General features: G+C 34.2%; 24 protein-coding genes. 4 read left to right on the plus strand and 20 right to left on the minus strand.

The genetic code is table 11. The features are described from left to right. Positions 1-61: 61 nt before the first annotated feature. The 4 genes from phnC (at position 62) to AC6BKE_RS14380 (ending at position 3,361) form a co-directional block, all read left to right on the plus strand. Positions 62-865 (plus strand): phosphonate ABC transporter ATP-binding protein, encoded by an 804-nt coding sequence (gene phnC / locus AC6BKE_RS14365; protein WP_036126991.1) that lies wholly within the window; start codon positions 62-64, stop codon positions 863-865. Then, positions 822-1,637 carry a phosphonate ABC transporter, permease protein PhnE gene (gene phnE, locus AC6BKE_RS14370; RefSeq protein ID WP_499857033.1) on the plus strand — a complete coding sequence of 272 codons (816 nt, stop codon included), beginning with the start codon at positions 822-824 and terminating at the stop codon, positions 1,635-1,637. The genes phnC and phnE (AC6BKE_RS14370) overlap by 44 nt, the downstream gene beginning before the upstream one ends. Positions 1,638-1,647: 10 nt before the next feature. Continuing rightward, a complete protein-coding gene (gene phnE / locus AC6BKE_RS14375) occupies positions 1,648-2,454 on the plus strand; it encodes a phosphonate ABC transporter, permease protein PhnE (protein WP_101966341.1) in 807 nt (268 codons plus the stop codon). Positions 2,455-2,626: 172 nt separating this feature from the next. Further along, positions 2,627-3,361 carry a hypothetical protein gene (locus tag AC6BKE_RS14380; protein ID WP_036126981.1) on the plus strand — a complete coding sequence of 245 codons (735 nt, stop codon included), beginning with the start codon at positions 2,627-2,629 and terminating at the stop codon, positions 3,359-3,361. A 162-nt stretch (positions 3,362-3,523) separates the two neighbouring features. Here AC6BKE_RS14380 and AC6BKE_RS14385 read toward each other — a convergent pair whose 3' ends face one another. The 20 genes from AC6BKE_RS14385 to AC6BKE_RS14480 form a co-directional block, all read right to left on the minus strand. Continuing rightward, on the minus strand, positions 3,524-3,895 hold the full coding sequence (locus AC6BKE_RS14385) for a hypothetical protein (protein ID WP_036126979.1): 372 nt from the start codon (positions 3,893-3,895) through the stop codon (positions 3,524-3,526). 109 nt (positions 3,896-4,004) lie between these two features. After that, entirely contained in the window at positions 4,005-4,679 is a 675-nt protein-coding gene (locus AC6BKE_RS14390) for a M23 family metallopeptidase (protein WP_499857036.1), read from the minus strand. Then, positions 4,679-4,960, minus strand: a complete 282-nt coding sequence (locus tag AC6BKE_RS14395) for a phage holin (RefSeq protein ID WP_141904014.1) — start codon at positions 4,958-4,960, stop codon at positions 4,679-4,681. Before AC6BKE_RS14395 ends, AC6BKE_RS14390 begins: the two co-directional genes overlap by 1 nt. Positions 4,961-4,977: 17 nt before the next feature. Then, positions 4,978-5,391, minus strand: coding sequence for a hypothetical protein (locus AC6BKE_RS14400; RefSeq protein WP_499857037.1), 414 nt, complete (start codon positions 5,389-5,391; stop codon positions 4,978-4,980). Positions 5,392-5,461: 70 nt separating this feature from the next. Further along, a complete protein-coding gene (locus AC6BKE_RS14405; protein ID WP_499857038.1) occupies positions 5,462-5,926 on the minus strand; it encodes a hypothetical protein in 465 nt (154 codons plus the stop codon). 17 nt (positions 5,927-5,943) lie between these two features. After that, positions 5,944-7,902: a DNRLRE domain-containing protein gene (locus tag AC6BKE_RS14410; protein WP_499857040.1), complete on the minus strand. Its 1,959-nt coding sequence runs from the start codon at positions 7,900-7,902 to the stop codon at positions 5,944-5,946. Positions 7,903-7,932: 30 nt separating this feature from the next. Next, entirely contained in the window at positions 7,933-10,239 is a 2,307-nt protein-coding gene (locus AC6BKE_RS14415; protein ID WP_499857042.1) for a LamG domain-containing protein, read from the minus strand. Positions 10,240-10,283: 44 nt separating this feature from the next. Then, positions 10,284-11,222: a LamG-like jellyroll fold domain-containing protein gene (locus AC6BKE_RS14420; protein WP_499857043.1), complete on the minus strand. Its 939-nt coding sequence runs from the start codon at positions 11,220-11,222 to the stop codon at positions 10,284-10,286. A gap of 1 nt (position 11,223) precedes the next feature. Further along, on the minus strand, positions 11,224-12,510 hold the full coding sequence (locus tag AC6BKE_RS14425; RefSeq protein ID WP_499857044.1) for an SPRY domain-containing protein: 1,287 nt from the start codon (positions 12,508-12,510) through the stop codon (positions 11,224-11,226). A gap of 45 nt (positions 12,511-12,555) precedes the next feature. Further along, positions 12,556-13,755, minus strand: coding sequence for a discoidin domain-containing protein (locus AC6BKE_RS14430; protein WP_499857046.1), 1,200 nt, complete (start codon positions 13,753-13,755; stop codon positions 12,556-12,558). Between the two features lie 15 nt (positions 13,756-13,770). Next, entirely contained in the window at positions 13,771-14,436 is a 666-nt protein-coding gene (locus AC6BKE_RS14435; protein WP_499857048.1) for a discoidin domain-containing protein, read from the minus strand. Continuing rightward, positions 14,436-15,614 carry a discoidin domain-containing protein gene (locus AC6BKE_RS14440; RefSeq protein WP_499857050.1) on the minus strand — a complete coding sequence of 393 codons (1,179 nt, stop codon included), beginning with the start codon at positions 15,612-15,614 and terminating at the stop codon, positions 14,436-14,438. Before AC6BKE_RS14440 ends, AC6BKE_RS14435 begins: the two co-directional genes overlap by 1 nt. Then, entirely contained in the window at positions 15,615-16,682 is a 1,068-nt protein-coding gene (locus AC6BKE_RS14445; RefSeq protein WP_499857051.1) for a hypothetical protein, read from the minus strand. Positions 16,683-17,057: 375 nt separating this feature from the next. Next, the gene (locus AC6BKE_RS14450) at positions 17,058-17,657 is read right to left on the minus strand and encodes a hypothetical protein (protein WP_499857053.1); all 600 of its coding nucleotides are present in this window, start codon (positions 17,655-17,657) and stop codon (positions 17,058-17,060) included. Between the two features lie 101 nt (positions 17,658-17,758). Next, positions 17,759-18,511 (minus strand): hypothetical protein, encoded by a 753-nt coding sequence (locus AC6BKE_RS14455; protein WP_499857055.1) that lies wholly within the window; start codon positions 18,509-18,511, stop codon positions 17,759-17,761. A 59-nt stretch (positions 18,512-18,570) separates the two neighbouring features. Next, entirely contained in the window at positions 18,571-19,719 is a 1,149-nt protein-coding gene (locus AC6BKE_RS14460; protein WP_499857057.1) for a hypothetical protein, read from the minus strand. A gap of 25 nt (positions 19,720-19,744) precedes the next feature. After that, on the minus strand, positions 19,745-20,230 hold the full coding sequence (locus AC6BKE_RS14465) for a PAAR domain-containing protein (RefSeq protein WP_499857058.1): 486 nt from the start codon (positions 20,228-20,230) through the stop codon (positions 19,745-19,747). Between the two features lie 11 nt (positions 20,231-20,241). Continuing rightward, positions 20,242-24,054 (minus strand): phage tail spike protein, encoded by a 3,813-nt coding sequence (locus AC6BKE_RS14470; RefSeq protein WP_499857059.1) that lies wholly within the window; start codon positions 24,052-24,054, stop codon positions 20,242-20,244. An 11-nt stretch (positions 24,055-24,065) separates the two neighbouring features. Continuing rightward, complete coding sequence (locus tag AC6BKE_RS14475; protein WP_499857061.1) at positions 24,066-24,704, minus strand: hypothetical protein; 639 nt, start codon at positions 24,702-24,704, stop codon at positions 24,066-24,068. Between the two features lie 11 nt (positions 24,705-24,715). Next, entirely contained in the window at positions 24,716-25,372 is a 657-nt protein-coding gene (locus tag AC6BKE_RS14480) for a hypothetical protein (RefSeq protein WP_499857062.1), read from the minus strand. Between the last annotated feature and the right edge of the window lie 2 nt (positions 25,373-25,374).

Raw genomic sequence — 25,374 nt, forward strand, 5'->3', positions numbered from 1 at the left:
AGCAGATTCTTCTTTCATTCATTCATTCGGTGAGATTCTTTTTTAGAAATGGAGCGGTACAATGATTGAGTTTAAGGAAGTAGAAAAACGTTATCCAAATGGTTATCTTGCCTTACAGCAAATTAATCTTCAAATTGAGCAAGGTGAATTTGTGGCTATCATCGGTTTATCGGGTGCAGGAAAATCAACACTGTTGCGCTGTATTAATAAAATGCATGATATTACGGGGGGAACATTGCATGTTAATGATGTGAATGTGCACCGACTCAAGGGCAAGGGTATTCGCCATCTACGCCGTAATATTGGCATGATTTTTCAATCTTTTAACCTTGTTACTCGTGTATCAGTTTTGCAAAATGTGTTGGTTTCCTTTGTACCGACTATGCCTGCCTGGCGAAAAATTTTAGGCATTTTTACGAAAGAGGAAAAGCGTAAAGCATTAATGGCACTTGATCAGGTTGGCATTTTAGATAAGGCCTATGTACGTGTCGATCAGTTATCGGGTGGACAGCAACAGCGTGTTGCCTTAGCTCGTACGCTTGCTCAAAATCCTCAAATCATTTTAGCTGACGAGCCTGTTGCATCGTTAGACCCTGTAACAGCAAAGCAAGTTATGGAGGACTTTAAACGGATTAACCAAGAGCTAAACATGACCATTTTGATTAACATTCATCATGTTGATTTGGCATTAGCTTACGCAACACGTGTTATTGGTGTACGTGGTGGTGAAATTGTCTTTGATGGACAAGCCGATGAAATCAACGAGGAAACGCTTGCGTTCATCTATCACAATACGAATCAGGAAAGAGGCGTAACGAACCATGCGATGGAAGCTGCTATCACCGAAAAAAATAGTATTGCCTAATGGCAAAGAAGTGCTGGGAAAACGGTCATTCAAGCCAATCGTGTGGCTTATTCTATTCGTATTAACTGTGCTTGCCATTCGTATTACAGGCTTTAGCTTAGAAATTTTAGTGAACCGAATTCAACAATTTTTTGTCATCCTACAACAGATGATTCCACCGAATTGGGCCTACTTATCAAAGCTATGGCAGCCGCTCTTCGATACGATTAAAATGTCGTTATTTGGCTCTATTGCGGGGGCTATATGTGCCTTACCAATAGCCATCCTTTCAGCGACCAATATAACCAAGCATAGAGGAATTGCGCTGGTAAGTAAGTTTATTTTAAGCCTACTTCGAACTTTACCGACACTGATTATTGCACTTATTGCGACATTTATTTTTGGGCTTGGAACGATGGCTGGCACAGTAGCCATTTTCCTATTTACCATTGCATATGTTGGAAAGCTATTATATGAGCAAATAGAAAACGCTAATATGGAAGCCTACGAGGCCATGCAGTCGATGGGGCTAACGACCATTCAATCCTTTCGTTTTGCCATCCTGCCACAAATCCTTCCTAACTACTTGTCGACATCATTGTTTTGCTTTGAAGGGAATGTTCGTTATGCGTCTATTTTAGGGTACGTCGGTGCAGGGGGAATCGGCCTGCTGCTCAATGAAAGTTTAGGCTGGAGAAGCTACGAGAATGTGGGCATGATTCTTTTAATGCTTGTTGGTACTGTTTTTATCATTGAAACAACGAGCGAATATTTCCGTAAAAAATTAATGTAGAGGTGATGTTATGAATGCAATCGGAAAACAATTACAGTTACAACCAAATCGACGCATGTCATACATCATGATAATTGTGATCGTTTGTCTTTTATTTATTTGGTCTATAACAACGATTCATTTTGAGAATATATCAGTAAATGGGATAAAAATCGCTAAAAATATATTTGTAGGATTGCTGAATCCCGATTGGTCATTATTAGTCAATACGACAACAGCAGGTGTACCTTATTTATTAATCGAAACGATGGCCATAGCATTTCTTGGAACCATTGTCGGCGCATTGCTAGCCATCCCTTTAGCCTTTTTGTCGGCTTCTAACATTGTGCCAAAGCCTATTGCTTTTGTTGTCCGTTTACTGTTAATAATCATTCGTACGATTCCTGCCATTGTCTATGGTCTTATGTTCATCAGAGTAACAGGCCCTGGTCCATTTGCTGGTGTACTGACGATGTCATTAACTTCTATCGGAATGCTGTCAAAGCTCTATGTTGATGTTATTGAGGACTTAGATAAAAGTATTCTAGAGTCAATGGAGGCGATTGGTTGTACGTTGCTGGAAAAAATACGTTACGGTATTTGGCCACAGCTAACAGCATTATTTTTATCCATTGTGATCTATCGTTTTGATATGAATTTACGAGATGCAACCGTACTCGGCTTAGTTGGAGCAGGTGGAATCGGTGCGCCATTAATTTTTGCGATGAACGCATATAAATGGTCTGAGGTAGGGTCCATTTTATTGGGACTTGTCCTGCTTATTTTACTCGTGGAGTATGTTTCGAATCGCATACGTACGAAGCTTGTCAAAGGGTAAGTATGAATTGATGAAAACTAGTAAAATCCTGAATAGTATCGACTATTCAGGGTTTTTCATTTATTGTTAAAAAGAAGGATTTTCAATTATTAAAAGTTTTTTACTTGAAAAAATGTCGTATTCGATTTATTGTCTTTAGAGATACTTGTTTAATGGACTTGGAGGATATAAAATGCACGGAATTTATATACGCTATAATGTCTCAGAAGAAACCCAAGCAGCACAATGGCCCAAAAAAATGGATGCATTTGCGTATGTTCAACGAGGAAAACCACAACAAGACAATGTTAGCTTGCTGTCAAAAGAAGAGCTGAAAAACCATGCCATTCGCTATATTAAAAGCTTAAAAGACAATGCAAGTGTACATTTAGTAGAGCAACGCAACGGCGAAATTGAACATTTTGATCGACGTTATATGGAATCATTAAAGTTAAAAGAAAGCATCGATTCACAACTTATTAATCTAGAAGAAATTCGTTTATTATTACAATTAATGAATGTCTTGAATTTATCGCATGCATTTGGAGAAAATGCTGGAAAGCTATTGCGTCAAATTACCCCTTATGCAAAAGATGTGGAGCATCCAACATTCCAAACAACACGTGTTGAGCGCCATTTCTATTCGGAATTAATTGAACAAATTGAAATGGTCTATGCCCGAATTATGCGTCAACACAACCCATCAACGACTGAAATGCAGCAATCAGAAAAGCTCTGGACAACAGTCTGTGAGCAAGCAATAGAAAAGGTAGAAGCCCGCATTGAACGTTTATCTTCTATCAAATTAAAGCATGAGAAAAATTTACTAGAGTTTAATCACTTAAAACAGCAAAATATCGAGGCGAAGGAACGCTTAGATCTAGCTGTGAATGAACTGGATGAAATTTTAAATGTCCTAGAATCATAAGAAAGCATGTCTACCGATTGGAGTTCACAGTCGATAGACATGCTTTTTATGTTGTAGACGGATAGAAACGCCAAAGTGACGGATAGAACCTTTGATATGAAGGATAGAAATGAGAAAATGATGGATTAAGCCATAGAAGTGACGGATAGCACCACTCTTGCTTTACTTTTCCTCATTTTGATCGCGTTTGGTTTGGCGTGAAATACGCAGTAAATCAAGTACAAGCAATACGACAATGATATAGAAAAGAGGGCTAGTAAACGATAAACCGATTTGCGACTGGCCACCAAGCAATGTTAAAACAATCCATAAACCAACTGTATACAGCGTCAAACCAATATAGGCTTTTTTGGACAATTTTTTATATCTACCTTTATCGATAGCTAGCTGTATGATAACTAACACGACTAATAGAAGAAGAATGATTTTTTTAGTTAAGACTGCTGCAATCGTTGTGTCAGGGAAAAAATCATTCACGAATAATAATGTGAAAAATACTAGAATTAAAAAATTTAAGATCGTTGAAAGTTTCATGCCATATCTCCTTAGTTGCCAAAATTCTTTTCTATTGTAACATGGTTCAGTTAGAGAGAAATGAAATTATGATATATTGAAGCGAAAATTATGTATGGGGTAGGAAATATTAATTTTTATTGAAAGAATCATGATATCTTTTTAGCATTGTCGCAAATTGCTCACGTGTTAAGAAATTTTGAGGATGAGTGCCATCTGTAATACCTTTATTTCTTAACCACTCCCACGCAGCATTATGCATGTTTGAGGCTTTTCGAGCAGGGACAATAGCTTGCTTTGTTTTTAAAGCCTCCTCAAGCTCTTTTATTTTACTGAGTAATTCTGTATATTGTGACATTGTTAGTTCTCCTTTATTAGCTAAGATAGTATTTGTTAAAGAAATAAATTTCATCGGATCAATAGCATTTGGCTGACCTTTTGCCCATAGACCGTCATGAATTTCAAAATGAAGATGAATCCCGTATGCTCGACCAGTTTTACCCATCACACCAATTTGCTGTCCTTGCAAAACTCTTTGACCCACATGAACACAATAAGAATCTAAATGTGCATAATTCGTTTCGTAAATTTTGCCGTTAATGATATGCTTAATCATCACTACATTCCCATAGCTACTTAACGCTTGGGCACGACTAATGACCCCTGTAGCACTAGCATAGATGGGGACTTTTCCTGTTGAAGCAAGATCAATACCTTGATGCCATTCTTGTCCAAATCCTATATTTCTCCAACCAAATTTGCTTGTTAATCTTGCATTTCTTACAGGACAAATAAAATTTACCATTATCGTTCATCTCGTTTCGGTTTTTTATACATTAAGGCACGTGATGAATCACTTACGCTAGCTGTTGTTGGATCTAAAATGGCATTATATGTACTTACGGCCATTAAGGCTAATATATATGGATTAGAAGCTGCGTTGACGATCAGGGTCCAAACACTATACCAAGATGTTAAATCAGCTCCTGTGATACCGTAATAAGCGAATAGAGGGGTAATGATAGATAAGCCTAATGTAATCCAAAATTGAGGATTATAAATGCGAACTTTCCAATTGATTTTCATAAATATCAAGTCCTTTCCTAGAGACCAAAAGTTTTTAAAATGAAAGCACCAATTATTATCGTGGGAATGAGAATCCACCAGTGAAGGTATTGTTTTATCGTATCGCTAATTGAAATATTGTCCTTAGCCGTTTCATGTTTTAAATCGTCTTCAATGCTGTCAACACGTCTTCCTATATCTTTGACGTCTTCTTGTAATTCAACTTGAGACATATTTAATTTTGTTAAATTTACGTTGATGTTGTTAAAAGTTTTATCCATTCTATTCAATTGTATTTGCTGATGTTTATTCATTTCTTGTTGTTGTTCAGATACTAATGTTAAGCGATACAATAATTCATGATTACCCTCTAATTTTGAAATTCGGTTTTCCTGATTCTTTATTTCCACTTCCGCACTAGCCAATCTTTCACCAAATTTTTCATTTTCCATGTAATCACCGACTTTTATCTAAATTAAAAAAGGATAGATGATGAATGCATCTATCCTTTAAAGTATGAAATTACTTAGTCATCTCACGATCATTGAGTAATTGGATATCTTCGAAAATTTCACAAAATCTATCGTAGAGCACCGCTTTTTGACCTGTAAATTCTAATTCACAGTTTAAAATAATATTTTGTAAAGTTGTCAGCATTTCAATTTTATCTGCCGTTTCTTCCATAATGAAGTCCTCGTTCATCATTAACATAATTTGCATTTGTGCTTCTTTTTCTGCTTCTTCAGAAGGGAATACAACAACCTCTTCTTCCTTATTATGTATTTCCTTTGTATCTGTAACTATTTCGCCACTTTCATCTTTTAAAGCATAGTCATTAATTAGCTGTTGTCTTTCCATTTTAATAAGATCTATTTGATCTTCCAATAATTTAATGAATCTCGTGCGCATTCTTGATTCCTTGCCTTTGAGAATTAAATTAAAAAGAAAAGATTGTAGTTCTCCGATTTCATAGTTTTTCATCATCATATTTTTATACTCCCTTTTTACATAATAAATGCGTATCCAGACACTGTACCATTAACGATAATTAATGTTGGCACATTATCTACCATTAGAATACGCGGCTCAATAATAGTTGGTGCCTCATGATTAGCCCATGTTGGAATGGTAATCTCAGTATGTATTAAACGTCTGTTTACAGATATTTCAGCATAAACTTGTGACACGATTTTAATATCAATTACCGTATCAACTTGGGTGACAGATTTTATATCAATTTCAGTGGAAGCATCATTAATGTATTTAACGAAGATTTCTGTGTCTTTCTCTGCTTCTTCATACTGTTGCACAGTTACAACTACATCAATAAAAGGCTTCGTTATAATGATTTCAGTTACAACATCAGATTTGATATTCGCTTCAATTTCTGCCAAAATATCATTTCTATGTTTTACTTCAACTTCTGCTTCAATTTTTAGTTTTGAGATATGAATTACAGTTTGAAGATTACCTGCTTTTTCAACTTTTGGTGTGATTTCAATAGCTATTTGGGGTCTATTAACACAAATTTCAGTATTAACACGAGAAACCCAAATATCGTTAATATCAATTTCCGTGAACACGTCTTTTTGTCCGTATCGAGGAACACTGATTTCAACGTTAATTGAAGGTCTTGTTACTGAAACAGTTGTATCAACTGAATTATTGTCTTTTCTAACACATGTGATTTCAGTTAAAGTAAAAGGTTTATTAATTGTGACCTCAGCTAATGTTCTACTAACAAGAGGCCTTCTAGCACTAACTTCAACTAGAATCTTACTCTTATCACGAATTGCAGAAATGATTTCAGTCTCTACATAGGGCTTAATTGCGATGATTTCAGTGAGAACCTCAGCGTCTATGGGAACTTCGGCTCGGTGAACATAAATTTCAGCTATAGTTTTTTCTAACTTGAATACTGAATCAACAGTAATTTCTGCAGTTTTATCGGCATTATTTTTTCTATATGCAAAAATTTCAGTTAAGTGTTGGCTTCTACCTTGAGAGAATATTCTTGAATCGAAGTATTTTACAATTAATTCAGGTGGTGAAATGGTTTCTCTAGTATGGAATATAGTCTGACCATATTCGGTTTCATTAGATAAACGTATAATAAAGCCATTGTTAATTTTTTTGAGCGAAACCCATGATTCAACAATTTTAAGTACATCAAATTCTATGTATCCAAGGTTTTTATTAATAGTGAAATCGTCTGCAATTAAATCAATAGGGATTGGCCTATTCAGGTGAGTAATGTTCGTTTCATACCATTGGCTATTGGCATTTAAAATTTCTAGCTTAATGTTTTCGGGGACTGAACCTTTGTAAAATAAGCGTAAATAGGATTCTTTTAAAACATAGGATTTATTAATGGAAGATAAGTCAAATTGAACAAATGAGCGCCAAATATCGTCTTGGCTACGTCCAACAACCATTGATGAATTTTCACCATAGTTAATAGATTGGTAAGACACATCTTCTCTTGTGAAAGCGTCTTGAGTAGGAGTGAACATATCTGTAACGATAGGTGGTTGTTGCACTTCATAGATAGCCCACATTCTATTGTGAGGAGGTACTTCTATTTCAGTCTCTAAGAAATGATAACCAATTGGTTGAATCTCTGTGTAAATATCGGAGTTTCCACGATACATGATGTTCAAATAAGTATCTTTTTGAGAAGTATCTAAAGCACGAGAAATAAGTTCTGTTTGTGTAAGACTTTCTTTTTGGGGTCTTGCAATAATTTCAACATTATGTTCTAGTTCTCCTACTGCAATAAGTTTGTATTTTGCATTAAAACGGTTGTTAGGCTTCACCTCAATCTCAGAAAATAGACTTTGCCTTCCAATCCCAACTATATCAATTTCTGTATCAACTGAGCATTGATATTTAGGATTCATTTCTTTAAATATTAAGTTTGAATCTTCTTTGAACGAGGAATTTTTAAAATCTCGATCCTCCATAAATTCACTTCCTATCACATTGTATTGTGATTAGGCTTTGTCTGCTCTCACGATTATGTCAAATGAACCGTTAGCGTCAGGCGTTGAACCTAATTCAGTTTTTAATCGAATGAAGAATGACATTTCTTCGTCATTTTTTAGTACACCACCTAGTCTTAAATCTGGCTGAGGTGCGAAAGGAGAAAGACTTGTGCTAAATTCACATGTCATTCCAGTAGGGAAGTCTGCTGTGTTTGCATACAAGTGAATATCCTTAATGTCATAGCCATATTGATTTTTAAGGATAACTTCATGCTCAATTGTAGTTTGACCTGCAATGATGATACCAAAATCAAGATATTGAAGAACTTCACCGATTTCACTAGAGAAGTATTGACCATAAACATCTTTGAACATAAGACCTGTATATGTTCCCATAAACTGAGTAGACCAATAATCAGTAGTACCAAAGAAGTCTTGGAACTCTACTTTAAGCGTGTTCCAATCATCAATTTTAATATCCTTACTACCAATTGCTAATTCAATATTCTGAGGTGATTCACCTAGTTTAGTAAAGCTTCCATCAGAAGGGTAGAAGTGACCATTGTTTAGTAACACACGATACTGAACACGCGTTAAATCATCATCACTTAACACGCCTTTAAGAACATTAGCGTCAAATGAAATATCAATCTTAGCAGTAGTATTTAAAATATATAAGCTTGTATCTGCAATAGTTGTAGTATCACGAGGAAGATAGTCTTCAAATGAAATTGTCTCAACAATTGTTTTGATTGTGTCACGAGGATTATCTACTATGAACATACCAATATTGATATATTCACTAGCCCAAGTACGCCATTGCAGGTCAGTGATACTATTTAAGTCTTTGTAAGTCATACCTGTTGACATGATTTTTTGAGGACTCGAAGCATCAGCTACAACAAATCTCTTATCTTTTTTATCCCATACATACCATTTATCAGGTGTTTCTCCACCAACAAAGTAACGAGCTTCATCACGATAGGATTGAGAAATATCATGAACGAACACATTATCTAAAGAGCCATATAAGCGTTTAGGGTTGACCAATTTGATGAATTGAGGTTGTGGTACAGCTTTCATATCAAGCACCCTTTGAGCAGTATCAGAGCCTTCATCCGTCCATGTGACAATTTCAAAGTCACCTTCAATATCATCTATAGGCGACCAATTAGCTTCAAGGATTAAATCAGCATTTGTTACAGCTTCATCATCTGTGTAATAAAGAACCTCAACACTTTCACCAAATTCATCATAAATATCAAAAGGCTCAACGTTTGTTGATACAATAATATCTTCATTAGACTCTGTATAAATGGCTACTGTAGGTAGTTCACCAATATAGTCATAAACACTATAAGGCTCAACACCTGTCTCTACGGCAATCTTAGTAGTGTCTGAATCAGTGTAGTAAATTGCTTGAGCTGTATCACCTAATAAATCTTGTGCCTTAAAGCTCTCTTTGTTTAACACAACAGATGTAAATTGTTTATCTTCAAAGTCAGACCACATAATCACTGACTTATCCCCTGAAAGTTCTTTCCATTGAGCTTCTGTAATATGGTCTAGGTTGTTCATCCCATATTGGATGAAGTTTGCTTCGGTTGGTGTCGTTGTTTGCCATGATGTGCCGTTGTGGTATTTATGTTGTGTGTTGTGTTGGACTAGGTATTTGTCTGGGATGGGGGAGATTACTTTGTCATATATTTCAATTTGGTCTAATTGCCCATTAAAGAATTGACCTGTAGTTAAGTCAGGGTAGCAAGCGAGTATAAAGTTTTTAGTAGAAAGAGTTTGCTCTGTTCCAAGTGGTGTTTTTTGGGCAACAGGTGTAATAATATTATCAACATATAGTTTTGCACTATTTGTTGAAGTAGTTCCATCCCATGTAAATAGAACATCATGCCACTTTCCATCGCAAATGTTATTTGAAACCAAGCTAAATAAATTTCCTGTTGTTTGTGAAACACCACAGTTCATAGTTCCATTGCTATTTAAGACAAAATAAAAACTATTCTGCCCACTATAGCCATTAGACATTATCCACTTGTAAGATGATGGTAAAGAATCAACTTTAATTTTAAATCTAATGCTTTTGACACCTTTTGGAATAATATTAGCAGGTAGAGAAACATATTGATTACTACCATTAAAATTTATTGCATTTCCCTTACCATTCCAACCTGTTACACGTTGAGGGTTATTATATAAAGTACCTGTGTAGCCACCAATAGCATCCATAGCATTTCCACTAGGTTCATCAAAGCCAATAAAGGTTTCTCCATATTTACTTAAATTATCTTTACTATTAGCCATTGTATTGACCTCCAATATTTTTTCACATTAAAAGGACAGCTAATTTAATAGTTGCCCTCAATCATTGCTGTTTTAAAATCACTGCCAATAGGAATAGTAAACAAACTACCATTCTCTAAAGATGTTTTATTATTACTTAGAATCTCATATTCAGTTGTAGTTTTAGTAAAATCAATTGGTTGACTATCAACTGCTGAATCAATCTCTTTTACTACACCACCCTGAGCTAACATCATATATTCTGGTGTGTTAGGAATCTCTTTTACACGAGTTGAGGTAGGAGATAAAACAAGGTTTTTATTATCTGTTGTTTTGACTACTAAGCGCTTTTGTTCAAAGTCAGAAGGGGTGAGAGCTTTGTTGTAAATTTGTAAATCATCTAATTGACCTAAATACCATTCTTGATACCCACTAACATTTAAGTATCCCAGTCTCAGTGGGTTCTTAGGAGTGATAATATTTGCAATAGACCGATATATTCCAATAAAGGTTTCATCAATATATAATTGAATCACATTACTTTTTTGAGTCAATATTAGCTCATGCCATTTATTATCCCTATAATCATAATTTAGAATTTGATTTGTAATTATTGCACTTGTACTGCTAAGCCAATATAAGACTCTTAAATTACCGTCTGCTTTATTGACAATTACTCCAAAACCATTGATGTTTAATGCCGAAGAATCTAATTGACGCCCTGCTGTAAATAAATATCCTCCACCATTTGTTGGAGATTTAAACTTTATCTTTATTGTAAATTCTTCCAAAGCGGATGGAGTGTAGTCTGTTACAACATATTGACTACTTCCATTAAAATTTAACGATGAGTCTTTACCATCCCAACCCATAGCTCTCGTTGCGCCTGTTACTGTGCCAACATAGTTATTCAATCCCAATTTATCATAAACATCACCACTTTTTTCATCAAAACCAAACCATGCGACACCATATTGTGCCATTAATTGCTCTGTAGTTGCCAAATTAATTCACCTCTCTTTTGATTCCGAAAGCAATTTCACCTATTGCGACATATAAACTTCCACCATTGTTTTCTAAAATATCTAGTTTATAGTATCTATACTTAACAGTACTATCTAAGACAAACTGACGACTCTGCGTATGATTAGACCAATACTCATTGTTATAGCTTTTTATAGTTTCATAATTAGAACCATCATTTGAGCCAAGTAAATTAAATTTTTTTGGCATAGAGTTGATACCAACATTTGCAGTAACATTTTGTCGAGGTGTTAAATTAAAAACATTAACACTAGTAGATGCTCCAAAATCAAGTTGAATCCAACCTGTTACTACTCCATTTGATGTAATCCAAGCGTTATTTCCACCATTTGGAAGGTCGCTTAGAGAATTGTCAAATGCTCTAAATGGTAAATAATCATTACTATATGAACTACTAGCACTTGCTACCAATGGAGATGGGGTAGTATTGGATGTCATTTTAGTTTCATACCAAGTGTATAAAGGCTCAAAATCCTTGTTCTCTACCAACTCTTTGATACTCAAAGTATTAATTTTACCAATATCGTGTGTAAACACTTTACCACTCGTGCCATCAACAGGTGTGACATTAAAGTATCTATGCTTATCAAAAGGTACATCTAATTGAATAAACTTACCTTGTTCAATACCATGCTCAATAATGCTTTCAGTTGTGTTATCAGGAAGGTGAATAAGAGTGTTATCTGATAGGGAATAGAGTTTATCTGTTGTTGGATTTTTAATAGTCATTTTTTTTGTTTTTCCATATGGAGAATAGCCATCAGGCATCTTATAAACGAAATTAGAATCACCAAAATTAGCAGTATATGAGCCATCGATTGCACTACCACCGTCACTAATTGCAGGAAACACTTCTCCCATACTTTTTAAATCTCTAAATGCGACTCCTTGACTTACACCATTTTTCATAAACTCAATAGTACCCAAGTCCAAGTCTAACAAAACACTAATTAAATCACCTGTTGTATATGGCGCTCCATATTCACTTTTTGGATTCCATTTTTGCCCATTTGTATAGTAGTATCTTACATCAATGTTACTTAAACTCGAAGATAATAGAGAAGCGTTTGAGCCAATTATCCCAATCAAAGGCGCTCCTGCTGTATTCACCCTTATTTCCCAATACCATTTTCCATCAGAAACTCCTTCTGTTGCCCTAACTGAGTTAAGGTGATTTAATGAGCTAACAGAAAGCCCATCCTCTGAAATTATACAGCTAGCCCCTTTGCTTATTCTATCCCATGTCATATTATCATTCCTTTTGTCATATGATTTTCAAATAAAAACTCAGCACTAGTTAAAGCTAATGCTGAGGGGTTTTCTATTTGTTTGTTTTATCATTATATTCTCTGTTTTTTTAAATATTTTATCTTCTATAACATAGTCTATATTTCTTATAGGCTTATTCATATCAATCAATCTAGTGCTTCCATAGTTAACAAAAGATTTCACCGAAGAATTGTTGAGAATCATAAGAGATGAACCTATAAGTGAGTAGACTATATCAACGACACCTGAATATGTTGCATAGCCATTGTTATCATGCATGTGAAATCTATAGTAACGATACTCTGCAACATAGTTAAAACTAAATTTTCTGCTCTCAAATATTCCCCAATTAGTTTGATTGTTTATTCTAAGTATAGGATAAAAAGTAATTCCATCATTTGAGCCAAATATAGTAAAGTTTTTTGGGCTTGATGTTGGATTAACACCCATTCCAACCACTTCAATATGATTTACTCTTTTTTTATCCTTGAAATCAATTTGTACCCATTGGTCTGTTAGTAAAGAAGATGAAGTTATCCAACAGTTATTTACATCAGTTCTAGTGCCATTAAATGCAAGCCAAGCAGGGTAACTTGATGAATATATGCTACTTGCACTAGCAACTAATGGACTAGGTGCTGTGTTTGAAGTCATTTTTGTTACATGTTTAACATTGTTTGATTCATAAGAATAGATGCTATTGTTTGATTTTAGTAAAACACTTCTTAAAAAAGTTAATGTTGGTGTTAACACTGAGTAGACTTGGTTCTCCACATAGGTTGAAGTGTTGTATTTTTCTTGTAACAATAAGTTTTGAGTTTCATCTATAGCAATTATTTCAACTGCGTTTTGTTTTCTATCTGTGCCATTCCCACAATAAGGAACAAAATCAATCCTACTTATTTGCACAGACTTATCAAAAGATATTTTTATTGTGTCTGCTGAACTACTTAGCCAATAGTTAATGCTTGGATAATTAGTAACAATTGATTTATCAGTATCAAATGGAGAATCTACAAAATAATAAGTACCCCAACTATTTGTGACACTTACCGTACCTGTTATATCTGTTCCTTGAATGTAGAATATATTAGAAGTTAGACCATTCTTTAAAGAAAACTTTATAGGATATATCTTGTCATTTTTATCGTATAGTCTAATCCCACCAATAGTGTAGTATGTGCTTGCTTTAGTACACTTAAAAGCTATCTCTTTTACCGCCATTTTATCACCTCATTTTCAATTAAAACTAATACTTGTTGGTTTTTTATCTAGGTTTTGTATCCAAAGTCCTTGTTCTTTTAGAGTGTCTGTATCTTGTAGCATGTATCTTTTGTTTTTATAGGTGCTTTGTAGTTGAACATTAGAATTAGTGAAATCTTTATAAGCCTTTATATTTTTTGCTTCATACAAATAATCATCTACAAAAAAGTATTTAATTTCACCTAGAAATGGCATGTTTGTTTGAGGTATATAAAAATAAAAATATCTGTATTTTACTGTAGAGTCAAAGAATAGTTTTTTTGTTGCTCCACTACCTAGATTTAATGAAGTGAAATTTTTTATAGTGGTAAAATCTGTGCCATTGTTAGAGCCTGACACATCAATTCCGCTTATAGAGGTATTCCCACCATGAGTTAAATAAATGCCACTCACTTTCTTTTCTTTTCCAAAATCAAAAGTTAGTTTAAGTTGTGTTCCTGCCCCACTGCTACCTGTTCTAACATATGTGCCATTATTTCCATCGAAAGCTAAATACGGTGGATAAGTAGAGTGGGCGTTTGAATCAAACACTTTTAAAGGAGAAGGGGTATTATTAGAAGTCATTTTTGTTTCGTGAATAATTTCTTCTTCTAAAACAGTATAAAATTTGCTATTTTTTTTGTAGAGAATAGCTCCTGCCATTATTTCACCTCAACTTTAATACTTCTTATATCAAAATATTTCTTTAAATCAATAGTCTCACTAAATATCTTTCCAACTTCTCCAACATCTAATATGTCATTTCTTTGTGTCATTGCAATAGGCTCTAAAGTTACTAATCTACGGTCAAGTTTGGGAGATAGATATATACCTTTTTCAAGAAATTGAGTTGAAGTAGGGAGAGTGTCTGAAACCGTTGTCCAACCTTTAGCTGTTTCAATTTCAAACATTTCTAGCTCACCAATAGCAATATAGCTCGCATTACCATTGTTACTATAGACATATATTCTGTAGTGTTTATAAGCTGTTTTGTTACTAAATGCAAATGTTCTTTTCTCAGTTGTTCCCCAACCTGTAGAATTATTTACAGTGTGCAAGTCAACCCAATCTACACTGTTGGTTGAGCCTTGAAACACCCAACTTTTAGGCATCCTTGCTGAACCTTCTGAGTAATTGAATGGAACTAGAGAGTATGCTACTACTGTTTTTGGTAGATTAAATTCAAATGATAGCCAACTGTTAGTAACTATTCCTGTGGGGGTGTGCCAAGCATCTGTTTCAGAGGAAGCATAAACTGTATTAGTCTTGTTGAAAGCTTTGTAGGCATAAGCGTAATATGTTGTTCCACCTAGCTCACCACTAGCTCTTGCAATTCCATCAGGAGAAACATTGCTATTAGTCAAAGTAGGAATAATATTACCTGTCAAAACTCCATTGCTGTACTTTTTATATAATCCATCATGATAAATTAAAGATTTATCAGGAACAAAGTATGTTTTAAAATAAATTTCTCTTATGTTAGTGGGGTAAGTTCCTCCACCTGATTCGTTATTTTTTCCTCTTATTGTTAACTTATCATTTTTTTTAATTGTTAACATTGGTAGAGGATGGTCTACATTATCATTAAAAGTTCCTATGAGCTTACCATTCAATAGTATTTCTTTATTAATGAAAGCATATTGACTTCTAATAACTTTAATGCAATCTATATATAGTTTTCCCTCTAGTCCACTGAAAATAATGTCTATATTAATTTGAGCGCCATTACCATAGGATAGATAAGTAGTTTCAGTTCCATCAAACACTTCTGAGTTACCACTAAGTATGCTTTTTCTGTCGCCTTTTCCACCCCAATTGTCATAGCTTGTTACAATATCCATTTACAACACCTCTATTTTATCTATTCTTTGCCATTGGCTACGAGTGATTTTTTGTCTGTGTAAACTTCCTGTGTCTGACCAAGTTGAATCTAATTCTTTGCCAAAAGAGTAATCACGTTTAAGACTCAGTGAAGTTGTTCCAATTTCATAGAAATCTAATTCTCCTATTCCTGTGTATAAAGCATTACCATTGTTTTCAGACCACTTTATTCTGTAAGCATGATATTGTTTGCCAATTGGAATCTCAAACTCTTTTGTGGTGTTTACTGCGCTCCAAATTTGATTGGTTCTAGTGTCTAAGTTATACCATGTTCCATTAGCACCATCTGTTGTATCATTGCTCCCTTGAAGTATCCAACTTTTAGGCATATATGATATTTGACCACTAGCACTAGAGCTTGTAAGCTTATATTTAGCGACTCTCTTTTTTGTATTAAAATAGAATCCTAGGGAACCAATCTTTTCCCCTGCAACAGAGCAGTAGTATGTTGCATTGTTCTTATCAAAAGCATGCCAAGCGTCAAAGCTAGTGCTATAGAAACTGGAAGCAAAAGTGAATCCTTCTACATAGGATATATTTGATGTTAATTTAGGGATAATATAACTACCTGCTTTAACGCTTTTTACCTCAAGATATTCATTGATACTAAAATCGCTTTTAGCTATGAGAAAAACATCAGTCACAAACCCTGCAAACAAGTCAATTCTAACCTGAATGTACTGTTTAGTTTCAGACTGTATAGTTCCATCTTCTGCAATAGCAACCCAATCAGACCAATCATAATTATTTGATGAAACCCTCGTTAACACAGCGAATGAGCTTGCACCTGTTCCTGTGCTGTCTGTAAACACTTTCTCAAAGTCTTGAAAAATATCTCCTAAATCAATTACATCAGAAGTCCAAGAACCTTGCTCTACATAGATAGGGTTTCCTTCACCATCTACATCAATATCAACTAACTCTAAAAAACCTGTGTCTTTGTTGATTTTTGTTTTATCGTGTGTTCCAGAGACACCAATAGATAAACCTATTTTTTTCTTCTCTGTATTGCCACCTATAAGAGCCATATGAGCATTTTCCTTTCTTATTATTAAATATGTATTATATTACCTTCTTGTCTATCTCCTGTATCTATCGACTCAATACCATCAATGAAGTTAATAAAACTACCACTTACGTTTGTAAATGAATTATCTAAAAATAATACAATTAGTTTCAAGTTTTTAGGTGATTTAATTTCTCCAATTTTAGCGTTTAATCCTTTGCTGACAAGATTGTCTATTAGATTTTTAAGTGAGTATTTCCCTGTGTCTATGTGTAGACTTTCTCATTAGCAGATTCAAATCAAGATAATTTATTGTTAGTCGTTGTTATTTCTAAGGAAGTATTTTTATTAGGTAGATGTAACCAAAATCTTTTCATCATGTTTTTCCTCGCCTGCATTAGTGTTTAATTGTCCAATTTATCTGACCTGCTCTATCGGCTTCCAAAGGGGCATAAAAGCGTTCTACTTCAATACCTCTTGATTTGAATACTAAGTATCCATTCAGGAGCTTGTTGGAAGTTAGCTTTATCTCCATACAAGCACTCTCATTAAAAGGAAGTGAAACGAGAGGTTGAAAGAATAGCTTAATATCATTTTTCTTGTAAATTGTTTTGTAGCCAAAATTAATTGACTTTAAGTTTGATTGCTGAATACCTTGCACGTTATTGTAATCAGCGTAAGCTTCTTTATATGTAATAAGGTCTTTATATTCAAAGTTTGTTGTTAAATGAAAAATTTCTCCATTTTCATCAATATAATCAATTTCAATTCTTCGACCATTCAGGTTGAAAGAACCATCAGACATTTCGAAAAAAAATTTCATTCCTTGACCAAACAAACCAAAACGAATGACCTGGTTTTTCTGAATTAAATAAAAATCATTCTTCTTATGCGTGAGAAGGTCATACTCGGCATAGTTTTTACCATTAGCATAATCAGCGTTCCAGTTGAAGGGAATAGCGATTGCTTGAGTGTTTCTCAAATCTTCGAATAGCATTTTTATCAATCTCCTTCATTGCATTGAAGTTTTTCTTTAAAAAAAGGGTAGGGGAGAAGCCCCTTACCCTGTTAAGCTGTTATATTATGTCTTGAATCTTTTTAAACATAACGATAAGAAACGCGTTGAACTAACAGGTTTTTACCTGCTGACGCTGTGATAGGCACGTCTGCATACACAGAAACCTGAACGAAATTACCGCCTGCTAAATTAGCGTTATCACCATTAACGTCAGTGTTGTTGGCTAAACCGAGAATCTCTTTAGCATTAGGAGTCTTGTCGATTTTGATAGCCACATATTCGACACTGCCATCAAAAACAGGACTTCCTTCAACAGTCATCCATGTTGTTGGCTCATTGGTCTCCGTCTTACCTGCTTTAGTGACTTTATAGATAAAACCATTACCTTCTGTTGGTTGAATATAAGTATCTAATGTTAAAGTTTTAGAAGCAGACCAAACTTGAGCAGTAGAAGCATTCACATTTGTTGTAGTTCCGTTTGTACCCAATTCTTTTGTCCCAGAAGGGTTTTTTGTACCTACGCCACCTTTACCAACAGCTGTGAAAGAGGATTCATTCAATGAATCAACTCTGACATGGAACCAGTTATCACGAACAGCTTCAACAATATTTCCTGTTGAGCCCCCATCGCCACCATTTCGATCACGAGTTGTAAAAACAACTTCTTCCATTTTAGAGGCATCTTCTGATTCGCCTCTGTTGTTCCAAATATAGAAAACCTTGATAGCTGATTGTGAGTCAGCGTCGACTGTACCATAGTTTACTGTTTGTGTAACTTCGCTTGATTTTTCATTAGTTCCTTCATACCATGAAACCACAGGTGCTTTTGTCATAATTAAATTCCTTCTTTCTAATAAATTGTTATAGGATATAATGGATCTCTTCAAAAGGATCATTCTATTGCTACTTTTACATTCACCGATAAGTTTTGTGCATCTACAGAAAAAGAAGGGATGTATAGTCTAAATACATCTCCCTCCTTCACTTTAGTATGTTTTAACTTATATGTTTTCATATCAAAATAACTATTTGCTTCGATTATTACTGGACTATCCGTAATATCTACCCAGTCTTTAAAATTTGAAGATTTTTGTATTTGAATAGGCGTAGGCTGTATTCCTTTAGTAGAAGCTAGTGCTTTTACATCAATAACCTCGCCGTCCCAGTCAAAAACTACATGTGGATCTTGGATTCCTTGCAAAACGTCCTTTGGAATAATGAAAACGATTGTTTTCTCATTGACAAATTCAGTTATATTTTGAACCTTAACGAATTGTTCTTTACTCATTAATCCGTTTATTACTTCGTTGGCTAATGGCACATTCCCACCTAAGGCATCGATAGGAATCCATGCCTTTCCATTCCAACGATAACGTATACCCGTATCATAAACCTGTGTTGTCCACCCAACTTCAGGGTAGGGGAATTTTTTTACAATGTCATCATATGTATTAACGAATGGCTGATAAATTAAAACGGTTGTTTCGTATGCATCTCTTACTAGTTCGGTTGCTTCATTAGCATTATGAGCGGCAATTAAAGCCTGGTCAGTAGCATGATTTGATTCATTAATAGCAATGACCAGCTTTTTTAAGTATTCTTCATAGTTATCTGTTTGATCAATTAGTTCTTGAACTTGTATTTTGCTTCTTTCAATAATTTCATGAAGTGTCTCGGTAGAGTCCGTTCCATCATAATGTACAATTCGTGTAGAAGGATAAAGAATTAAACCTCTTCCTTTGTACACAATTGATAGGGTTTCTGCTTCTTTGGTTGCATGAAAATAAACAAAACCGTTTGTATAGTCTACATAAAATTCATTTTTTTCTAAGTTGTGCTTGATGAACTTTTCGTAGTTAATTTCAAACATACCTGAAATTCTAACCTTATACATTTCGTCTGGAATTTCTAATAAAAAAACACGTTGATTGACAACGCGAGTAATATCAAGCCGATCGATATAAGGGTCATTTGGTGTTCCTTTTCGCCAAACAATATGAATAGGGTTGTTAAACTCTAAATAATTAATAGGTAGTGACAATTTTTCACCTCCTTTCAATCTATGATTAATTGGCAAACACGTTAGAGGAACCTTCTTGTATAGAAGATGTTGTGTTTGCATGTGTTGTAACAGAATCTCCTTTTCTAGCAAGAGGTTTCCCATTCACAAATACGGTGGTACTTCCATTACTAACAGAACCATTCATATTAAAATGGGCACCACTAACATAAGACCATCCACTAGGAAGGCGATAGGAATCATTCTCTTGTGTTTTTGCTCCCGAGAAAGCAACTTCTAGACCATTTACAAAAACATTAGCTATTCCTTCATGAACGGTTCCTTCCACAGTTGCCTCAATATCTTGATAGTCATAAGGTGAGCTAGGTCTTATTTCGATACCATAACAAATACCACCAGACCATGATCCTGAGTAATATTGACCATCTATATAACCAGGAACACATTGAACTTCATTAGGTTTGCTAACTTTAACGTGGTTACTAGCAACAGAGCTACTCATTCTATTTCCTTTCACAGATACACCAGGCATATCTACTCTCCTTAGTTAAGGTCAATACGAGTACCATTTAATTTAATGCCAGCTGTCGACATAGTAATCGTATTGCTACCAAATTTTAATTCTAATTGTGTATTATTCATTATAATACTGCCACCACCTCCTTTTATGGACACTGTTCTAGGTGAGTTAATCTCGATAGATTTTGAGCGATCTGTTGTCAGGTTTAGGGAATGCTTGTCACCATATTCATCAACATATTCTGTAAAGAAGCCCTCCTGTGTTTTATACTGTTTAGCTTTATTGTTGTTTGTATTATTCCCAGATCCACTACCCCAAATAGCAATAGGGTAGGCTTGAGCTCCTGAACCCTCAAAATACATTTCATATTTAACATTTTCCGAGGATCCATTTTTGGTGATAAATCTCAAGAATTTTTGTTTAATATGAACGTAATTATCGGAGTCAGTAGGATCATAAGTTCTTAATCTAGTAACTGTTAAATCAGAGATAAAACTATCATCTTCATCTAATCCTTCAAGAATAGACTCATCTAATTCACCATTCATAATGAAAAGCTTTCGTGCATACAAATGTCCGTCTTTACTTACCCAAAATCTAGGCTCATGATTGACATCAATCGCAATACCTTCATTAGCGTTCAGGCGGATTTCCTCACCGCTATTCCCATTAATAGTGATACCATCCTTTTCATTAAAGATAATTTTTTCACCTAAGAAACCATCCACTATTTTTAGATTGTGAGTAGTAATGTCCTTTGCATAAAGTCTTCCATCAATACCTACGTAAAATTTCTTTTGTTTATTAACATATATGGAGATAGCCTCATTAGCATTTAATCTAATTTCCTCATCATTTTTACCATGAATAGTGATACCATCCTTCCAGTCGAGAGTAATAGCATCGCCTAAGTCCCCATCTACAATTCGAAGATTTTTCGTTACCAATCCTTCAGCATAGAGGGTTCCGTCTTCCCATTTAGAATCTCCTAATGTGGCAAATAATTTACTAACCCATTGATCATTTTCCCACTTTTGTAATGCAAGTCCATTGGTTGCATTTAGATAGGCTCTATATTTACCGTCATGTCGAACAGCGATAAAACCAAAATCATTCATAATGAGATTGTTGTGATATCTGCCCATTGTGATACCCGAATAGAATAGAGAATCCTCAATTTCTTGTCGTAGTCTAGTCGCTTCATCATAGTAATTTTTAATTTTTTGCACAAAAATACCACGATTCTCAATTTGACTCGTGGATTCTGTAATAGGGTCTGTCATATCGATATTTAAGTTTGATGAATCCAGGTAACCATTGTTAATAATCTTGATGTAACTGGACATATAGTTTATCAGTTCTAAATAAGCATTTTTTAATGCATCTGTTGAATATCTATCAGTAGTAGAATGTACAGTAGGGAAGGTTTGTGTTGATGTATTAAAAGCACCTTCAATATCTGTTACATTATCTCTCTCACTTTTTATATATTTTTGTGCTTGTTGAAGGAGTAATTTATAGTCGGAGTGAATTTTATACAATTCTTTAATTAGTTCAAGCTTCTCTATCGTAGTTAATTTACCATCTGCCACAATCTTGTCTAGTAATCCAATATTAAAATAATTATTCTCAGCATCCAGTATGACTTCATCTAGATTATTTACTATCTTAATATTCTCAGCTATCATGTTTCTAGAATAGAGAGTACCGTCTGTATTAGCCCATAACACTTTTTTCCATTCTTCATCATCTTTTTTACTAACAGAAAATCCTTCACAAGTAGTTAGTGCAACTCTTGTTATACGATTCCAAGATACAAGTCCAAAGCATTCATTGGCCTGAGGAATTAAGTTTCCATCATCATCTTTTGTATTCTCAGAAACTAACCCTACATACATTACTTCTTCGCCATGTCGATTATAAATCGTAGTTCTAGATCCTTGCGTTACCCATATACCAGACTCGTCTTCTATAATTAAATTGACTCCGGAAATAATTTTTCCGAAAATACGCTCACCAAATATCCCATCCTTAGAAATAGCATGCTTCCATGATTCGCCATTATCATTGGTAATAGCAAGAAATCCATTTTGAATAACAAGCCAACTTAAAGGGTCTTCCAAATCTTTAACAATAATGCCACGTTCACTTATTTCAATCTTCTGATTATAGCCCGCCATGACAGCATTTTTTAAGGCATCCCATTTATTATTAATAATATCATTGATGGCACCGTTGTTTTCTTCAGACAAATTCCATTTCCACTTATCCATCTGAACAATAGTAGAAGTATTACCCGCTTTATTAAGCTGCTCTAACCAATTATTGTCTTCATCAAATTCATTTTCTATAACAACAGAAATACTTTCATTTTCAAAATCATGCGTAATTTCAGTAATTTTGGCTTTTACATCTACCTGCAATCTATCATACTTAACTCGTACAATATCACCTAAACCTAACTTATCCCAATCATTTTGACATTCGACGATAGATCTAAAATCAATCAAATTCATATCTAACTTGATCTTAGGTTCAAGGTATTGTCTAAATACTTCTTTACCATCTTCAATTAAATCCTCGTCATCAACAATGGAATCGTTAATATACTCTTTTTCTATTTCAAAATCTGATAACTCTGCTAATTGTTCTACCGTAAAATTATTTTCCCTAGCTAATTTTTCTTGTAAATCTTGCAATTCATTTTCAAAATCAGATAGCTGATAGCTTAAATCCCTTATAAAAGCTTCTTGCTTTGATATGTCTAATCGTTTGGCTTCTAAACGTTGAATGATATCTTGATGTTCAAGGGTGGCGGATTGAAAGTTAGCATTGGATAAATCTAGTTCATCTTCAATAATAACTCTTTGTGTATTTAGAGCACTAAGTTTTTGTTCTTCGGTTTGAATAATTGAATTTTGTGTAGTGACCATTTCCGTTAGATGAGTGAATTTCTCTGATAAGGCTTCAACCAATGCTTGATAATCTTCTAACGCGATACACAAGCTATCTGACAAATATTTGGAATGACTAATAATAACTCCATTTTCGCGATTGAAAGGGTAGAGGTAGTATCTGTAATCTTCGAGATATGATTGACCTGTTGGATTCAAACGATGTATTGATAAACCATCTTGACCATATACTTTTAAACGGGTAATTGTATCTATTGTGTTAGTAGCTAAATTGAAAGACTCTAAATACTTACCATCTCGTATGTAGAAACCTTTATCCTTACCAATATTTTCAGGTTTATAGAAATTGATTTCGTATTTTACAGAATCCCATACAATTAGAGCATTCCAAAGGTTTGCTAACTCATAGATTATTTCTAATACATTATTTGAAGCAACCTCGTAACTTCGATAAATCTCCTCAAAGTAGCTATCAACATAACCCAATGTCCATTTCGTATTAACGGAGGATAAAATTTCAGTTGTAATTTGAGACAATGTTTTACTGATAACTTCAAATTGTCTTATATTTTTATCACTTAATTGAACACCTAGAGATAAAGCGGTATAACTAATATATTCATTATCACTATATGATTTACTTGATTCATTCATTAAAAAGTACTCAGTGATTTGTCCATATCTCAATTTAAATAAATATCTATTCTTTATTTTATCAATATTTGTATTATCAAAAGGAATACCATCTTCCATAAGGACAGTTGGTATTTTAAATGAAATCTCATTAAGTACGGAGAGTTTTGTACTGTACGTAATATCATAAGCCTCACTAATCCTGGCAATTGTTTTCTTATCAGGTCTACATAAAAAAATTCTTGCATCATCTGGTTTTAAATTATAGTTTATTTCTCCTAATTTCAATAAAATTCACCTCACTCCTGTATAAATACATATTGATGTCTAATGTCCATATCGAAATCTCCTTTACCTTTTAGGAGATTATGACCGACCACTAATTCTAAGTACTCATCATTATGATCATCGTATCGATAAACGCCCAGATGCTGCCTATCAGAAACAATATCTTCTTTTTGACAATCAATAAACACTTCTTCATGATCAATAAGGTTCTCTATAACTAGTGTTTGATTTGTTAGGATGTTAGTAATTTCAATGCTACCATTTCCATTCTTTTTCCTAATCCATAGTTTAGGTTTAACAACAAAGTCGCCCAAGTTTTCTAAAGATTCACAAGGGTCAAAGGCAATCGAGAAGGATTGGACAAAAGGCTTTTCATTATCTTTTTCAGCATGAAGTACAATTCTATATCTAAAAATTAATCCATTTAAATCGTTTCCGTCTAATAAGTTGTTATCGTTAAAGTTGATCGCTTTCCAATCAGTCCAATGAATGTAGTCATAGGAAAGAGAATAGAAAAACTCTACTCTCTGATTATGTATATTGATGATATTGGCAAGAATTGTTGTTAAATACTTAGATGATATATTGGATATTTCATAACTTTTCGAAACATAAGAGCCAGTCGAATTTATCAAGGAACCCCATTTCATTCTAAAAACCCCTATTCTATTTTTCCAAATGGTCGAAACTCACAATTAGTGCCGACCTTTTTCCAAATTATATTTTTTGCCTTTCGCCATACAACTGAACCGTCAATAAATGCCGTATCATTTTGAAAAGATGACCATTCAGGTTCTATAGGGGAGGAGTAACCGGCTGTTTCACAAATATAATAATAAGTTTTGTTGCTGCTAGTAGGGAAAACTAAATCGCCTACTTCATAATTGAATTCATTGCGCCAGCTTTTTCCTGTAACTTCTTGGAATTCTTGGTTTAATGAAGTGATGAAGGTGGGGGGAGTAGTAGAACTTTTACCATTGACCACACATTCATAAAGGCCGCCATTATCTGTTGGAGGCTTTACTAAATTGCCTATACTGTAATTTTTGTTAGGCAACCATTTTTTTGCTTGAATGCCCTCTCTAGTGACTACCCACCCGATAAACGAGCCTGTGACAGGTGCCTTATTCCATAAAATATGACCAATCGGATAATATTTATTATCACTTAGATCTTCAATTGATGGGGTAGCATCTTTTAGATATTTTTCTAATTTTACAAAGTTACTACCATATTCAATAACGGTTTGTTTTATATCATCATCTTCAAATGAGGATTCAGTGGTGATATTTAATTTAAGTATATTTGTTGTTTCCATAG

Source organism: Lysinibacillus sp. COL-1 (genome assembly GCF_059814265.1).

Excerpts from the sequence above, each read along its gene's own strand:
- AC6BKE_RS14435 (WP_499857048.1), bottom strand. The coding sequence starts at position 14,436 with ATGGCAGGAGCTATTCTCTACAAAAAAAATAGCAAATTTTATACTGTT.
- AC6BKE_RS14455 (WP_499857055.1), bottom strand. The coding sequence starts at position 18,511 with ATGACAAAAGCACCTGTGGTTTCATGGTATGAAGGAACTAATGAAAAA.
- AC6BKE_RS14440 (WP_499857050.1), bottom strand. The coding sequence starts at position 15,614 with ATGGATATTGTAACAAGCTATGACAATTGGGGTGGAAAAGGCGACAGA.
- AC6BKE_RS14395 (WP_141904014.1), bottom strand. The coding sequence starts at position 4,960 with ATGAAAATCAATTGGAAAGTTCGCATTTATAATCCTCAATTTTGGATT.
- AC6BKE_RS14450 (WP_499857053.1), bottom strand. The coding sequence starts at position 17,657 with ATGCTATTCGAAGATTTGAGAAACACTCAAGCAATCGCTATTCCCTTC.
- AC6BKE_RS14390 (WP_499857036.1), bottom strand. The coding sequence starts at position 4,679 with ATGGTAAATTTTATTTGTCCTGTAAGAAATGCAAGATTAACAAGCAAA.
- AC6BKE_RS14415 (WP_499857042.1), bottom strand. The coding sequence starts at position 10,239 with ATGGCTAATAGTAAAGATAATTTAAGTAAATATGGAGAAACCTTTATT.
- AC6BKE_RS14430 (WP_499857046.1), bottom strand. The coding sequence starts at position 13,755 with ATGGCGGTAAAAGAGATAGCTTTTAAGTGTACTAAAGCAAGCACATAC.
- AC6BKE_RS14445 (WP_499857051.1), bottom strand. The coding sequence starts at position 16,682 with ATGGCTCTTATAGGTGGCAATACAGAGAAGAAAAAAATAGGTTTATCT.
- AC6BKE_RS14465 (WP_499857058.1), bottom strand. The coding sequence starts at position 20,230 with ATGCCTGGTGTATCTGTGAAAGGAAATAGAATGAGTAGCTCTGTTGCT.
- phnC (WP_036126991.1), top strand. The coding sequence starts at position 62 with ATGATTGAGTTTAAGGAAGTAGAAAAACGTTATCCAAATGGTTATCTT.
- AC6BKE_RS14385 (WP_036126979.1), bottom strand. The coding sequence starts at position 3,895 with ATGAAACTTTCAACGATCTTAAATTTTTTAATTCTAGTATTTTTCACA.
- AC6BKE_RS14475 (WP_499857061.1), bottom strand. The coding sequence starts at position 24,704 with ATGAAATGGGGTTCCTTGATAAATTCGACTGGCTCTTATGTTTCGAAA.
- AC6BKE_RS14400 (WP_499857037.1), bottom strand. The coding sequence starts at position 5,391 with ATGGAAAATGAAAAATTTGGTGAAAGATTGGCTAGTGCGGAAGTGGAA.
- AC6BKE_RS14405 (WP_499857038.1), bottom strand. The coding sequence starts at position 5,926 with ATGATGATGAAAAACTATGAAATCGGAGAACTACAATCTTTTCTTTTT.
- phnE (WP_499857033.1), top strand. The coding sequence starts at position 822 with ATGCGATGGAAGCTGCTATCACCGAAAAAAATAGTATTGCCTAATGGC.
- AC6BKE_RS14425 (WP_499857044.1), bottom strand. The coding sequence starts at position 12,510 with ATGACATGGGATAGAATAAGCAAAGGGGCTAGCTGTATAATTTCAGAG.
- AC6BKE_RS14380 (WP_036126981.1), top strand. The coding sequence starts at position 2,627 with ATGCACGGAATTTATATACGCTATAATGTCTCAGAAGAAACCCAAGCA.
- phnE (WP_101966341.1), top strand. The coding sequence starts at position 1,648 with ATGAATGCAATCGGAAAACAATTACAGTTACAACCAAATCGACGCATG.
- AC6BKE_RS14410 (WP_499857040.1), bottom strand. The coding sequence starts at position 7,902 with ATGGAGGATCGAGATTTTAAAAATTCCTCGTTCAAAGAAGATTCAAAC.
- AC6BKE_RS14480 (WP_499857062.1), bottom strand. The coding sequence starts at position 25,372 with ATGGAAACAACAAATATACTTAAATTAAATATCACCACTGAATCCTCA.